Genomic DNA, 13,971 nt, shown 5'->3' with positions numbered 1-13,971 from the left:
GAAAGCCCAAGGTCAAATAAAGCACCACCGGCCAGCGCACAACCAAAGACCCAGACAACCGTAAATTCGTGGGTCGTTATAAGATTAAAATAAGCGCCTGTAATAATGGCAAGCGACGATGTAAAAAGCGAAAAGCCCGACCGGCAGGTTCATTGCGGCGCAGGCCAAAGATCCACCAACTTGCGATCAGGAAAATCAAACTCAGGATGGAAGGGACAATAAAATAAGTTGTTCGACTTGAGGACGGAAACTCGTGCAAGGTGACATTCAGATCGCGATCCCCTGCTTCTGAATGGACCGTAACAATCACGTTCTCACCGGGCACACGATCATTCAAAATGGAATGGATCTGCTCAGAACTGCTCACCGACTCGCCGTTGATCGCAGTTAATTGATCACCGACTACAACCTGACCAAATAATGCCCATTCGGGTGATGGCTCACCAGGACCTGTACCATTGAACACCAATGTATGTTCATAAAACGCCCCGATAAACGGCTGCTGAAACCAGCGCACCGAGAGATACATACTCAACAGGAAAATAACAACTGCAATCGCCTGATATGCAAACAAAACCCATTGCAATATCTGGTTAATGAGGGTACTGTTCCGTTGAAAGCTGGTCTGCGCACTGCGCTGCATGCTTCGAGCCACCATAGTATTTGAATTTTACTCTACAACCGCGCTGGCAGTATATGGTACTTTCATAACAAAGAAGAAAGGCGGATAACAAAAAGAAGCCGCGCAAAGCGGCCTCTTCTTAAAATGCACTTTTTTGGAATGAAATTCGCGCTTCGCCACAAACCCGAAGTTGATACGCTAAATATCGAGATTCCTCACGCTCTTGGCATGGGTCTGGATAAACTTTTTGCGTGGATCCACAGCATCGCCCATGAGCATATCGAAGGTACGGTCTGCTTCGGCGGCATCATCCACGGTGACGAGAAGCAGGGTGCGATTGGTGGGGTTCATCGTCGTCTCCCACAACTGGTCTGGGTTCATTTCACCAAGACCTTTGTAACGCTGGATACCGACTTTATCATTGCCGATCTCCTTGACCAGCTTATCCTTTTCCTTGTCGCTATACGCATACTTGACTTGATTCTTATAAGCAACACGATAAAGCGGCGGCTGGGCAATATAAAGATGACCTTCATCGATTAAAAGCGGCATGTAACGGAAGAAGAAGGTTAGCAACAGTGTGCGGATATGGCTGCCGTCCACGTCTGCGTCGGTCATGATGATCACACGACCATAGCGCAGACCTTCGACATCGAAATTGTCACCAATTCCGGTGCCCAGTGCAGAGATAAGCGACCTGACTTCGTTGTTGCCCAGGATCTTATCGAGGCGGGCGCGTTCGGTGTTCAGGATCTTACCGCGCAGCGGGAGGATCGCCTGGAAATGACGGTCACGTCCCTGCTTGGCAGAGCCACCTGCCGAGTCACCTTCCACGATGTAAAGCTCGGTCTTGGACGAATCGCGTTCGGAGCAATCGGCCAGTTTACCGGGCAAAGTAAGCGATTCCAATGCAGACTTGCGGATGACGAGATCGCGGGCTTTACGAGCCGCATCGCGCGCGCGGGCCGAAGTAAGACATTTCGCAATAATCGCCTTGGCCGCCTGTGGATTTTCCTCGAGGAAAGTTCCAAAGGCCTCGCCAACCACCTGCGTGACATAAGTCTGTGCTTCAGGATTCATCAACTTGACTTTGGTCTGTGATTCAAATTGCGGATCAAAATGTTTTACAAACACGATTGCGGTAAGACCTTCACGCGTGTCATCACCAGGAGAAGTTCGGGTCAGCATCCTTGAGCAGGCCATTCTTACGGGCGTAATCATTCACCACACGAGTCAATGAAGAACGCAGACCCGTCAAATGGGTACCGCCGTCAACGGTGTTGATCGTATTTGCAAAGGAATACACCGACTCGGTATAGGCATCGGTATATTGGATCGCGGCTTCGATGCCGATATTCTCGATCTCTTTTTCAACATGCACAACAGGGTGCAGGGTTTCACGATTGCGATTCAAATAACGAACGAAGGATGTGAGACCGCCTTCGAAATAGAAGGTCATCTCGCGTTCGGCGCGCTCATCAACAAACTTGATGGTTACGCCACGTGCCACGAAGGACATTTCGCGGAAGCGCTGGACCAGTGTATCGAAGCGGAAGTCAATATCTTCCGTGAATATCTGCTTGTCAAAGCGGAAGGTTTGCTTGGTACCGGTCTCGTCCTTCACTTTGCCGATCTGTTTGATGGTACCTTGTGGCACACCGCGCTTGTATTCCTGACGCCACAGTTTGCCATCGCGTTTGATCTCTGTGACCATCCACTCGGAAAGAGCATTCACGGCGCTAACACCCACGCCATGCAAACCGCCGGAAACCTTGTACCCGCCGCCGCCAAACTTGCCGCCTGCGCCGATCACTGTCATGACCACATCCAATGTTTCCATTGGCTTGCCATTGGCATCCTTTTTCGAAGGATGCGGACCTACCGGGATACCACGTCCATTATCTTCAATGGTGACACTGCTGTCGGGGTGAATGGTAATATCGATTCTGTTACACACCCCGGCAAGGGCTTCGTCAATGGCATTATCAACAACTTCGTAAACAAGGTGATGCAACGCTTTAATGTCCGTACCGCCCACGTACATACCAGGGCGTTTACGCACATGCTCGATGCCTTCAAGGGCTTGAATGGAACTTACATCATAATTAATTTTCTTCTCTTTTTCAGCCATTACAACCTCCAACAATTTATAGTGCCAAACGGAATGTCTCCCTGCCTATGCTTTCGTGACGGCAGTTGGACGTAATTTTTCGATCACAGCCTGCAACCAGGTATTCATATCCCGATAATAAACAAAACTTGCCGCCAGCAAGGCCGTGGTCACAAACGAGTGACCAAAGATGCCGACCAGCGTCATCCACGAATCCTGGGGAGGAATGCTCCACAGAAAATTGAGTCCCACCGAAAGCAGGAAAATCGTCAGCACGAACATGCTGCTTGTGGGCAGTGTGAAGCGTGTCATTTGCACACTGCTGAAAATGGCTGTCGCAAAATTCTGGCGTCGGAGAAAGATCCCGTGCGGCCAGAAGAACAACGGCACGACCACCCACATCGAAACCAGACTCAGGAACAAGACCAGCAAATTGGCAATGAACGGACTAAATTGAAGCACCACCGCCAGCACGAGAAACACCGGCACCAGGATCATCACGGAAAGGATGCTCCAAAAAATGGATGTAAGCACCGTCTGCACGATGACGCGGGAAATACGAATGGGCGGGTTGTTCTTATCTTGAATTGCCAGCCATGCCACACTGCGGAAATACAAACCACCGCCGATCCAACCGAGAAGATTCAAAATGAAGATCCAACCCACAAGGCTGACCGCGCTCACCTGCAAGATGAGGGGACTTCCCAAAGGCGTAGAGGCTGTCTGTTGTGGAAAGAGCAGGCTCGAGATCCCGATGGGAAGCGTGCGCAAAAGCCAGAATAAGTTGATGCTGGGAATCGTCGTTTCATACCAGGACAAAATGAGCTGAATATCCTCGGCGGGAACACCGCCGGCTTTCCAGATCGCGATCACTTCACTTTTAATCGAATCGAATAGGGCGTTCATGCGTAAACGCGGGCCCAACCAGAGAAACAGATTCAACATCAACGGCAACAGGATCGCCGTGATATGTGAGGCGATCATATCGAAGCCCGCTTTGATTGAATTGATGATTCCGGGGGGCGTTGGCAGGTTTTCTATGCGTGAAACTTCCATAACAGATTGATTCTACCATACCCCTGCTTGCGCTTGTGTGCCCCCACAGGTACAATCTTTACATGCAAGAGAACCGTTCCTACCTGCCATCTGCAGACCGCGTGGGCGTGCTGATCGCATCCGTGCTGTTGACCTTTGCCCTCACCCGCCTGATCCAATCGCCGCAGTTTACGCTGACAATCGAGTTGCCGGGGTTCTATTTTGCCTACCCGCTCACCCTCGGCACAGCCATGACCATCCTCGCTGCTGCGCTCACCGCCGCAGGCATGGACTGGTTGACACGCGGCCACCCCAGCCTTGGGAAGAAGCCGAACATCGAACATCTCATGCTTCCCACCCTGACCACATTCGTGATCGGTTCGCCGCTGGCACTGTTACCCAACGGCATCACCTGGTGGATCGCATTCGCCTTCGGCGCAAGTTTGCTCGTCATTGTTTTTCTGGCTGAGTACATCACCGTTGAACCATCTGCGCCGTCATATGCATTTGCACGCGCGGGGCTCACTGCACTTGCGTATGCTCTCTTTCTCATCCTCGCCACATCGCTGCGCTTTTCAGGCGTGCGCATGTTTTTACTTTTTCCTGTGGTTTTGATCGTGGCGGGGTTGATCAGCCTGCGCATTTTGCACCTCGACGGCACCGACCGCTGGGATTTCCCCTGGGCGCTCGGCATCGGTATCGTCTGCTCTCAGATAGGGGCAGGCCTTCATTATTGGCCGCTGACCCCCATTCAATTTGGACTTGCGCTCACAGGGCCGCTGTATGCGCTGACGATGCTCTCCGCAAGCCTGACCGAAAATACGCCATTACGCCGCGCCGCAGTGGGGCCGATCCTTATTGTGGGTCTGGCCTGGGTCTCGGCTTTTCTATTGAATTAATGACTGCGACCCACTCCATCACTTCAATGAATTCCCTCACGCTTACAAATGAACAACTACAAAAGATGATCGCGCATGTGGATAACCATGCGCCACTGGAGGCTTGCGGGCTTTTGGCAGGTCAGGGCTCAACGGTAGAGTCTGTGCTTGTGGTGCAGAATCAGGCTCAAAGTCCAGTGCGATACGTGATGGATCCCATCGAGCAGCTGCATGCCTTCGAGTGGATCGAATCCAACGGGCTGGACCTCATCGGCATCTTCCACTCGCATCCAACTGGACCTGAAACTGTTTCGCCCACCGACATCGCGGAGGCCGCCTATGCAGTGGTGTATGTCATCCTCGCGCGCGTGGACGGTGCGTGGCGTGCCCGTGGTTTCTGGATCGAGCATGGTGATTTCCGTGAAGTGACTTTGCAAATCCTCTAGCAACCTTATTTCATTTTTTGTGTTTTATGTTTACAACCAAATCGGAGGAGTTTCAATGCAAATTGTGTTTGATATCGGGATTATTCTACTGGCGTATATTTTTGGTTCGATCCCATTTGGGCTTCTGATCGTCAAGCTGAAAACAGGAAAGGACATCCGCCAGGTTGAAAGCGGCCGCACAGGCGGAACCAATGCAATGCGCGCCGCAGGATTTTGGGCGGGCTTTGGAACCGCCATGCTCGATATCTTGAAAGGTGCGGTGGGGGTATGGGTGGCACGCTGGCTGACCCCGGACCAAACCTGGGTGCATGTGCTTGCACCGATCGCCGCCATTCTTGGGCACAACTATTCAGTCTTTCTGATCGAGCGCGATGAAAATGGGAAGATCGTTCGCTTTCGTGGCGGTGCGGGCGGAGCGCCCTCTGTGGGCGGCGCCATGGGGCTATGGCCTGGCTCGATCCTCATCATTTTGCCGCTCGGCATGCTGACCTTTTTTAGCATCGGCATTGCTTCCATCACCACGATGGCGGTGGCGTTATTTGCGATCATCGTTTTCGCGGTCCGCGCTTCGCAGGGACTTTTGCCGTGGGCCTATGTTTGGTACGGAGTCGGGGCAGAACTTCTGCTGATCTGGGCGCTGCGCCCGAATCTGAAAAAATTATTTGAAGGCAATGAACGCGTGGTGAAATACAGCCTAAATGGTTGGCTGCGCGCACGGCGTGAGGCGAAGGCGGAGGGCGGAAAGTAGCAAGTAAGTTTGAGAATCAAAAACGTCCTTTTCAGAAGGGCGTTTTTTGTTTTGCGGATTATGCTATACTTTTTATTGCCTATCGGGAAATGATTTCTAAAGAAAAAGTTTTCAAGAAGGAATAATATGCAATCAAAAAATAGAAAAGCACCAACTCAACTGGCTGGCTTGAAAAGTGTCACTTGGCTGGTGATCATGCTCCTGCAATTCAGCCTGGTCGTTGGCTGCAATTCAACTCAGGTATCAACGACATTGCCACCCGTACCTACAGTTGCGGAAAGTAATGAGCAATCGGAAACCAGTTTCGGCTTCATTTTTGAATACGGCACCTGCTCCACAAATGTACTCGATACATTTAAGGCAGAATACATACAAGACCGCAGCATATATGAACCATCCATAACCATTTCACTGGCCTTGTCAGTGGAACAAATGAAAGAAATCCGCCAGAAAACATATGCGATCGGCCTGCCCCAATACCCTGCGGTCTACGTCATACCCACTCCGCTCGATGGTGCCATGAGCAAGATCACACCTGCTCCCCACTACAAACTGACCGTCGTGGACGGTGAAACAATAACAACTGTAAGCTGGGTTGACGATATTACTCAACCCACTGCGCCAGAAGCAGACCGCCTTCGTGAGTTATTCGAAATGATCGTTAAAATGATCGATGAGCATCCAGATTTCAAAAAACTTCCCAAATTACCTTTTGGGTGTGCATGAAGGAATGCAGCCATATTTTCCAGACAACAAATATCTAACCCATGTTGTCAATATCTTTACCTGACTTTTTCCGCAACAAGCTAAAGACACTTTTTGGATGCTGATCCACGCAGAGAAACGCAGATTTGTTTCATCTTGGTCAGCGAAATCAGTGTTTTCTGCGTCCAAATTTAATTTCAGATAAAGCCTGCTATTTCCCCAACGAAGCAAATGTAAAACTGTGGATAACAACTTCCACTTCATTTCCATCCACAGGCGGTTGACCTTGGAACAGCCACAGGTTGATGTGGACAGGCATGGCCTGCTGTGAAATGTGAACCAAGGGTTCATCTGGTTTGTACAACCAGTTGGCAATCTCATTTTCATCGTCATCACGGTGACCATGCAGGGTTTGGAAAAGAATCTTTTGGCTTTCCCACACAAAGCGATGAGTGGTATATGTTCCATTTAGTGTGACGGGAAAAGATTCTGAAGTCTGCTCCACGCCGCTTTGGGCAGGCCAGACCGTGAAGTTCCCGATCGGCCATTCAGGGTTACCCCAATGGGCGTATTCAATGTCAATTTCGTTGGTAGCATTGGATCCGACATCCTCGGTTGGGTAGTTGAACATGCCGAAGACGACGTTGGCATCCAACTGGTCAATTGGCCCGATGACCTGAAACTGGTAGATGCCAAATCCAAGCCGCTCGGTGGTCGTGACCTCTGCACAGGTCCAGCCAGATTCGGTTCGGCTGATCTTCAAATGCAAGTCACCATTTTCGTCCACCCAGACGTTGCTTCCGCTCCACGTGTTTGGACCAGGTCCGCTTAAGCCACCGTCGCGGACAACCCAATCGTAGCCAGAGAATTGGATGATCCGCTCCCCCGTCACAGGCGGGGTTGGGGATTCAACTGGAAGCGAGGCAGTCAGGTCCAACGGCATGGCTTCCGCGATCAACGCCCTGACGCGTTCATCTTTCAGCGAAGCATCATGCGCTTCCTTGTCATCCCAAATCTCCATGACCCAGACCGTGACTTCATCCGCAAGATCTTCATTGACGGCATATAAACGACAACTCGAAAGTTGACCAACGGTCTGCGCAGCACGCAAGAGGATCTCGACGAGTTGCCCGCGTTGGCTGGGTTTGGCGATCAATTTTCCACACATTGCATACATTTTTTACTCCTGACGTTAATATGATTAAATACAAACATACACGCAACGTGAAGGTCGCAGTATGGAATTCCATGTTTCTTTATTATCAGATCAATTTGTTGTTCTGCAATAGCCCGTACCGATTTTACAAATCATCCAGTTTCATGTTCTGGCGGATGCGGTTTGCAAGCTCCGCCATTTTATCCTCTGGGATTTCGAGCACCCCATTGGCGGTGCGCAAGGCTTCGAGTTGTTGTTCCTTGAATGGAAGGCCAAACGGCGCAGGCGCGATATGCCAGTGGACATGTCGATTCCCCTGCTGGCTGCCCAATGACAGAATGTACGTGCGTTCCGACTCGACTGTTCTCCTGACCGCTTCCGTGACCTGATAGATCGCCCGTTGCAGCGCGAGATATTCATCGAGCGTAAAGTCGCCAGTCACCTGCTCTTTGTGTGCCACTGGCGCGACCAAAGCATAGCCATACAAAGTGGGAAATTTATTGAGGAAGGCGATGAATAGTTCATTTTGATAAATGACATGGTTGCCCTGCAAACGCCCTGCAAGCATCTCGCAAATAAAGCAGGGACCATTCTGTATCTTTTGGATGTAATCATCCAGGTCAAAGGGTTTACGATTATTCATGTGGTGGCTACACATCCTTCATTGCACTTTCAAAGTATAAATCCAAGCATCAAGACCCGCAACGACGCCGTTTATTAAGGGTTGAACTATTGAATTCATATGGCACGGTATGCTACACTGAGTCTCAATCGCCAAAGGAGATGCCTGACACATAATTCTCAAACTGCAACCACACACACGAGCACGCAAAACTTATTCCCAACTCAGGAGAAAACCGTATGCGTAAGTCAGTACATCTGATCGTGACCGTTGCAATCTTGTTCGCCTTGCTTTCCACCGTTACAGGCACTGCACAGGCTGCGCCGCCCACGCAGGCAAAGTGGACCGTGATGGTTTACATCTCAGGAGATAACAATCTTGAAGATTACGTTGTAAAAGATTTGGAACTCGAACTTGCGCCCAGCGGGTCAAGTGCGAACGTGCAAGTGGTTGCGCTTGCAGACAGAGGCCCTGGCTACGACGTCAGCCGCGGAGACTGGCAGACCACCAAGCTGTATCATGTCACAACAGGCATGATCGCCGATTCCGCCAGCGCCGTTGCTGATTGGGGCGAGCGCAACATGGGCGATAAACAAACGCTTATTGATTTCGTCTCATGGTCAAAAACCAATTACCCCGCTGATCATTATGCGCTTTACTTTTGGGGTCACGGCTGGAACTGGCATCCCGGCTATGTGATGGAAGATGATACAGACGCCGACACGCTTGACCTCGATGAATTGAAGACAGCACTCCCCTCACTTGGCTTTATTGATGTTGTCGGCTATGACGGATGCAATATGGCATCCATCGAAGTCTTCAACGCCTGGCACGGGTATGCCACTGCTGTTTCCAGTTCGCAGGAATATGTCGGCTGGGATGGAATCGAATATGATGTCGTACTCGCGCAGCTGGCAGCCAACCCGAACATGACCGCCGACCAGGTAGCGATCGCCACGAGTCAGAGCGCATCCAACGACAAGACCTGGTCTGCTGTGGCCGTGGACAGCCGCTTCGACGCCTTGTACACCGCTGTGGATCAATGGTCTGTGGCCTTGAAAAACGGGCTCGCCGCCAACCGCAAAAAATATGACCGTGCCTTTGGTGCCACCCAAAATTTCTGGCAGGCGCCGATGGATAAAGACCTGTACGACATGGCCTACGAGATCAAACGCAATGTGGCCGACACCAATATCAAGAACAAGAGTCAAGCCGTAATGAATGCCATCACAGGCGTGGTATTGAACGAGCATCACGTCAACGGCTATCCGGATGCTCATGGAATCACCATCTATTACATCTCCAGCGCAGCAGGCAAGGACTCGAATTACACATACTACCGTTCCACAATCGATTTCGCCCTAACCACTGGCTGGGATGAATTCCTCGACGCGTACGCCAGATAAACAACCCTGCAAGTTAAATACAATCAGGCCTCCGATTTTTATTCGGAGGCCTGATCTATCTTATTTTGGTCAAAATATTCCAGCCCAATTATGGGCGATATAAATTTCTTTATCTAGATTGGGAAGCACTCCCATTCTTCGTAGGAAGCACACGCGGACGACGAGGCAACCCACACCGTGGACAGGACATCGATCGGATCGAGATCGTATAATCGCTCGGGCACTGGCAGAATTTCTTCTCATCCTTCCGCCCGCTTCACCGAACGGACTTCAACCCACTTCCCCTCATTATTTAATTGCTGTTTTTTCTGGCATTTTTCACACCAACGGCCCTCCTCATCGCTGGTATAAACCCATTTATGAAAACCAACTTTACATAATTTCATAGTACCTTTCCTCTGGCGGATCATTCGCCCAACGTTTTACGCTAACAGACAGTTAGACGGACTCGGCGCCCCCCATTCTGGATAAGGGTCGGGAAGCTGCCAAGGGCGTAGTATAAACCAATTTTTTACTCCAATTCCCATGCAGCCTTTACATTTTGTTTCCAACTTGATCAAACGAAACAGGCAATAAATCCGCTATTCATCTGAGCGCCGGGAAAAACATTGGCGTTTTCCGTCGATAGGCTTCATATTCCCCTCCAAATTCCCTGAGGAGTTCGGCATCCTCCCAGCGAGCCAGCAAATAATACATCACCAACAAGATCGGATACATCACCAGTGTAAGCGTAGTCTCCCAATGTAAAAGCCAGCCTGTTATTACAAAAAAAGAAACCTGTATATTGGGGATGGCGAATATATTTGTATATCCCCGTGGTGACCAGTCCACCTGCGCCGTGGATTTGATGCCAGCCAATGATCACAAGGATCATTCCGGTCAAGGTCAGCCATACACCGATCACAGCACCGTTCCAACCAAAAATCAGCGGATTATTGAGCCAGCCGCCAGGTCGCTTGTCATAATAAGAAACACGCATGATCGGGGATAGAAAATAAAGCAGGAGGGGTATCCCAAACATTTCCGCCATGAGTGCTAGAATAAATGCAGCAAATGCGCTTTTTGAACGCCACTCGACTTTGGTTCGATAGGGCAGAAACAACAGGAACAAAATGAAGATCCCAGCATTAACGGCTATGCTCCAGTTGACCCCCGCCTGGTAGAACAAATAGCGGATGGCAGGCGGCAACATTTCTACGGCAAAAAAACGCGGGAAATAAAGAACAATAAATCCCCCGATAAGCAATATCCCCAACAGATAAAAGACAGCCTCTTTTACAGCTTCATACTTACTTGAGAGAGTATTCATTTTATTAGCCCTGCCCCTCAAAGCATTTTCTTGTTTTATGAAACATCGTCCACAAAAAATGCTTCCTGTGCGGACGAGGTCGTGACCAACAAGAGCACCATCATAAAAACAGCCGAAGTAATACACCACATACAGGTCGCGCCAATTACGAACGGTTCCAGAAACGTGAGGTAAATCGAAAAGATCACGCCAAACATACAAAAACCCCACATGGATAAAACACCAGTCTTCTTCAAAGCATCAGGCCCATATTGCCATGCCAGCCAGGCGGCAAGAATGGCGATGTATCCAGCCAGTCCGAACATACCCAACGGAACGACGTCAAACAAAACGGCGAATTTGCTGTTTTGAACATCATCGCATCCACTTGACGGACCGCACAATACGGTCTCGCCCGTGAGTTCAAGGTAGGTAAAATACCCGGCTACGGCGATTCCACCAACAGCCAGGATCGGAACCGCCCACTTCTTCCAATCCCTAACAAGGCCATGAGAGATCCTTCCCATAATGTGCAAGAGCAGGACAACAATATTGAGCGCTAGAATCAAAAATGTGATGACTGCAAAGGCAAGTGCGATCCCATTTGTTTGAATCAAATCCAACACAGCGGGAACCCCAAGCAGGGAAAACAAAAGCATCAGCTTTGTATACCAGCCCCTGCCCACGGAAACAGGTGTGTCTTTCGAGATTAGAATGACCGACAGTACCCAACTGACGATCAAGGCAGCCAAAACAACCACGGCCAATGAGTTGGTTGTTGGGTTTCTCATGAATTTATCAATCATAGTTTATCCTTATACGGTTCGTTGGGCGCATTTTGCCAGAACGGCTTGAAGGTCATCCGCAAAAACACAAAGGCGTCCGCACAAAATCAATCCACACACAGGTCGTCAAGATCCGGGTTTCTGAAGATTTGCCTACTGCTTCGTTCTTCGATATTTCCATCAACAGACACGTGAACATCCACTTCGGATATCCAGTGCGGGCCACAGCCAAACACCTGATCATGGAATAAATGGACGAGGTAACCGTCTGTTTCGGCGGAGACGTAAGTATCCTCAATCGTGTCAACTTCGTACTCGTAAGCAGAGTCATAGTGGAGACTATAATATGCCGACAGGTTTTTAGCGGCCAACACATAACTCAGGGATTCATCAGGGGACTCAATGGGCGCAAACAGCTTTCGCAAATCTTCTTCAGTTTTGAGCAATACGAATTCGCCGTTTTGATAAATGATATAGCGAACGTAACTTCCAAACAAACCGCCGGTGTAATAGAAGAATTGCCCACTCTCGACTACCGCTGCCAGTTCTTCTGTTGCCTCGCCCGTTATATATTGATTCGCGCAAACGACGATTGGATAGGATGGATCCAGCCCGCCGATAAAGCTCGATGGGGCCTGGATTTCATCACAGCCAAAATTGGCTAAAAGAGCATCATCAGAAAAAACATTCATGGAGACAACAAGGTTTGGCGGAGCGTGGTTAATGAACTCAGGCTCACTCTGACAAGCCGAGAGGGAAATCAGCACCCAGATAACCACCCATAAGTTGGTCTTGGTTTTCATATTTCCTCTTCATGGTCTGTAGCGCCCAGTCTACATTATGTTGGTCGGCATTTTATGCTAATGATTTTCTCATTCGTAAAAGTGGAACCCCTGCACCGCCGCGATCGTCAACAATTTCTTCGTAAGGCTTCAAACCCACAAGCACGGTAAAGTGGTTCTCCCGATAATGTCGCTACCAATTCCATCTTCATGAATCCCTCCGCTTTCACAGCTTCTTCACACAGCGAGATGATTAACCGTCCTATTCCTTTACGGGTGTGATTGGGATGAGTATACATGGCGCGAATTCTTGCCGCGTCTTTCATCGGGTCAAGCAAAGCCGCACTCCGCCCTGGCGTTTGGTCTCCGCCATACATCGTTGCACGGCGACTCCATCCACCGCATCCCGCCAGTTGGCCATCGGCTTCAACAATAAAATACGTTCCGTCATCGATAAGTTGAGTATCAAGTCCCATAATTGCCCTGCTTGATGCAATTTGGTTTTCGTCAAGAAACGTCTTTTGGTTCTCAGATATGGCCGTATCCATTAATGCTTTGAGAGAATCAAGGTCATCACGTCGAGCAAGTCGATGGGCTAATGTCTCACGTTTCATGGTGCATATTCTCCTTTAGCTTGGGAAATCAGACTGACACTTCTTCTAAAAGATTATCTCAGAGAGAAAACTTGCTTCGTAACCTGTCTCTCGAGGCTAAGCATGGAACTTGCCGCCCAATGATTTGCGTTACTAGAGCCTCTCTCAATAACCCAAAAATGCTTGTAAATCGTGCGGAATCCCAGTATCAGTGCACGATTTGTTAGCCATCGTCTCCCTATTTTACTCTTCCATTCGAGAGATTAACAACATCAAATCGTTGGCTGCCATATCCCCTTGACATAAGTAGCCTCTGATTCGCCTGGCCAAGGCGGCATGGTAATGCAAATGAACTTCAATTCTTCGTCTGAAACATTTCGGTATTGAAATGCTGTTCCTACTGGAATATCGATTGATGTGCCTGGAACAAGAACGGTGACGCCGCTCTCTTTGCCATCATCTCTCCAAATCTCACCATGCCCTTCCAGCACATACCAGAATTCACTCACTGTTGCGTGAACAGTCGCTTTATTTACTTGATGCGGAGGAACTGTACTGTGGATCATTCCGCCCGTTTTGCCATCCATAAGGATGCGAATATCTGCACCTGCTGGCGATTTCCTATCGGATTTCTCTGGAAGCATTGTTGTCTTCATACTTCTCTCCTCAAATTTCATCTTCTTTTTTTGAAATATTAGTTCAACACATTCAAGACGCACGGGTAAACAAAACGTTGACTCACGAGGGGATGATGACAGTACACAATTATTATGGACGAAGAAGATGGCTAACGGT

14 protein-coding genes and 1 pseudogene are annotated in these 13,971 nt (G+C 49.5%); 5 read left to right on the top strand and 10 right to left on the bottom strand.

The window, feature by feature from the left end:
• Positions 1 to 76: 76 nt before the first annotated feature.
• From IPI86_RS24510 to IPI86_RS24500, 3 genes and pseudogenes are all read right to left on the bottom strand, one after another.
• A complete protein-coding gene (locus IPI86_RS24510) occupies positions 77 to 574 on the bottom strand; it encodes a hypothetical protein (protein ID WP_345300666.1) in 498 nt (165 codons plus the stop codon).
• Positions 575 to 820: 246 nt separating this feature from the next.
• Positions 821 to 2,753 (bottom strand): annotated as a pseudogene (gene gyrB, locus IPI86_RS24505) (DNA topoisomerase (ATP-hydrolyzing) subunit B).
• A gap of 45 nt (positions 2,754 to 2,798) precedes the next feature.
• Positions 2,799 to 3,788: a hypothetical protein gene (locus tag IPI86_RS24500; RefSeq protein ID WP_345300665.1), complete on the bottom strand. Its 990-nt coding sequence runs from the start codon at positions 3,786 to 3,788 to the stop codon at positions 2,799 to 2,801.
• Between the two features lie 62 nt (positions 3,789 to 3,850).
• Between IPI86_RS24500 and IPI86_RS24495 the strand changes: the two genes are divergently transcribed.
• The 4 genes from IPI86_RS24495 (at position 3,851) to IPI86_RS24480 (ending at position 6,565) form a co-directional block, all read left to right on the top strand.
• Entirely contained in the window at positions 3,851 to 4,666 is an 816-nt protein-coding gene (locus IPI86_RS24495) for a hypothetical protein (protein WP_345300664.1), read from the top strand.
• Complete coding sequence (locus tag IPI86_RS24490) at positions 4,666 to 5,091, top strand: M67 family metallopeptidase (RefSeq protein WP_345300663.1); 426 nt, start codon at positions 4,666 to 4,668, stop codon at positions 5,089 to 5,091. Before IPI86_RS24495 ends, IPI86_RS24490 begins: the two co-directional genes overlap by 1 nt.
• Before the next feature lie 55 nt (positions 5,092 to 5,146).
• The gene (locus IPI86_RS24485; protein WP_345300662.1) at positions 5,147 to 5,839 is read left to right on the top strand and encodes a glycerol-3-phosphate acyltransferase; all 693 of its coding nucleotides are present in this window, start codon (positions 5,147 to 5,149) and stop codon (positions 5,837 to 5,839) included.
• 126 nt (positions 5,840 to 5,965) lie between these two features.
• Positions 5,966 to 6,565: a hypothetical protein gene (locus IPI86_RS24480; RefSeq protein WP_345300661.1), complete on the top strand. Its 600-nt coding sequence runs from the start codon at positions 5,966 to 5,968 to the stop codon at positions 6,563 to 6,565.
• A 190-nt stretch (positions 6,566 to 6,755) separates the two neighbouring features.
• On the opposite strand, the gene IPI86_RS24475 is transcribed toward IPI86_RS24480, so the two are convergent.
• Both IPI86_RS24475 and IPI86_RS24470 read right to left on the bottom strand, forming a co-directional pair.
• Positions 6,756 to 7,721 carry an antibiotic biosynthesis monooxygenase gene (locus tag IPI86_RS24475; RefSeq protein WP_345300660.1) on the bottom strand — a complete coding sequence of 322 codons (966 nt, stop codon included), beginning with the start codon at positions 7,719 to 7,721 and terminating at the stop codon, positions 6,756 to 6,758.
• 124 nt (positions 7,722 to 7,845) lie between these two features.
• Positions 7,846 to 8,343 (bottom strand): HIT family protein, encoded by a 498-nt coding sequence (locus IPI86_RS24470; RefSeq protein WP_345300659.1) that lies wholly within the window; start codon positions 8,341 to 8,343, stop codon positions 7,846 to 7,848.
• Positions 8,344 to 8,561: 218 nt separating this feature from the next.
• On the opposite strand from IPI86_RS24470, the gene IPI86_RS24465 reads away from it, so the two are divergent.
• A complete protein-coding gene (locus tag IPI86_RS24465) occupies positions 8,562 to 9,728 on the top strand; it encodes a clostripain-related cysteine peptidase (RefSeq protein ID WP_345300658.1) in 1,167 nt (388 codons plus the stop codon).
• Positions 9,729 to 10,359: 631 nt separating this feature from the next.
• On the opposite strand, the gene IPI86_RS24460 is transcribed toward IPI86_RS24465, so the two are convergent.
• From IPI86_RS24460 to IPI86_RS24440, 5 genes are all read right to left on the bottom strand, one after another.
• Complete coding sequence (locus IPI86_RS24460) at positions 10,360 to 11,037, bottom strand: isoprenylcysteine carboxylmethyltransferase family protein (protein WP_345300657.1); 678 nt, start codon at positions 11,035 to 11,037, stop codon at positions 10,360 to 10,362.
• 35 nt (positions 11,038 to 11,072) lie between these two features.
• Positions 11,073 to 11,822 carry a vitamin K epoxide reductase family protein gene (locus tag IPI86_RS24455; RefSeq protein WP_345300656.1) on the bottom strand — a complete coding sequence of 250 codons (750 nt, stop codon included), beginning with the start codon at positions 11,820 to 11,822 and terminating at the stop codon, positions 11,073 to 11,075.
• Between the two features lie 86 nt (positions 11,823 to 11,908).
• The gene (locus IPI86_RS24450; protein ID WP_345300655.1) at positions 11,909 to 12,604 is read right to left on the bottom strand and encodes a hypothetical protein; all 696 of its coding nucleotides are present in this window, start codon (positions 12,602 to 12,604) and stop codon (positions 11,909 to 11,911) included.
• A gap of 107 nt (positions 12,605 to 12,711) precedes the next feature.
• Complete coding sequence (locus IPI86_RS24445; RefSeq protein WP_345300654.1) at positions 12,712 to 13,197, bottom strand: GNAT family N-acetyltransferase; 486 nt, start codon at positions 13,195 to 13,197, stop codon at positions 12,712 to 12,714.
• Positions 13,198 to 13,448: 251 nt separating this feature from the next.
• Positions 13,449 to 13,971: cupin domain-containing protein (locus tag IPI86_RS24440; RefSeq protein WP_345300653.1), on the bottom strand; the 523-nt coding region annotated here is incomplete at its 5' end.

This window comes from Candidatus Villigracilis affinis, assembly GCF_016705895.1.
Taxonomy (GTDB): domain Bacteria; phylum Chloroflexota; class Anaerolineae; order Anaerolineales; family Villigracilaceae; genus Villigracilis; species Villigracilis affinis.
Note: the sequence above shows the minus strand (reverse complement) of the source record. Positions and strands in the feature narration are given on the sequence as shown.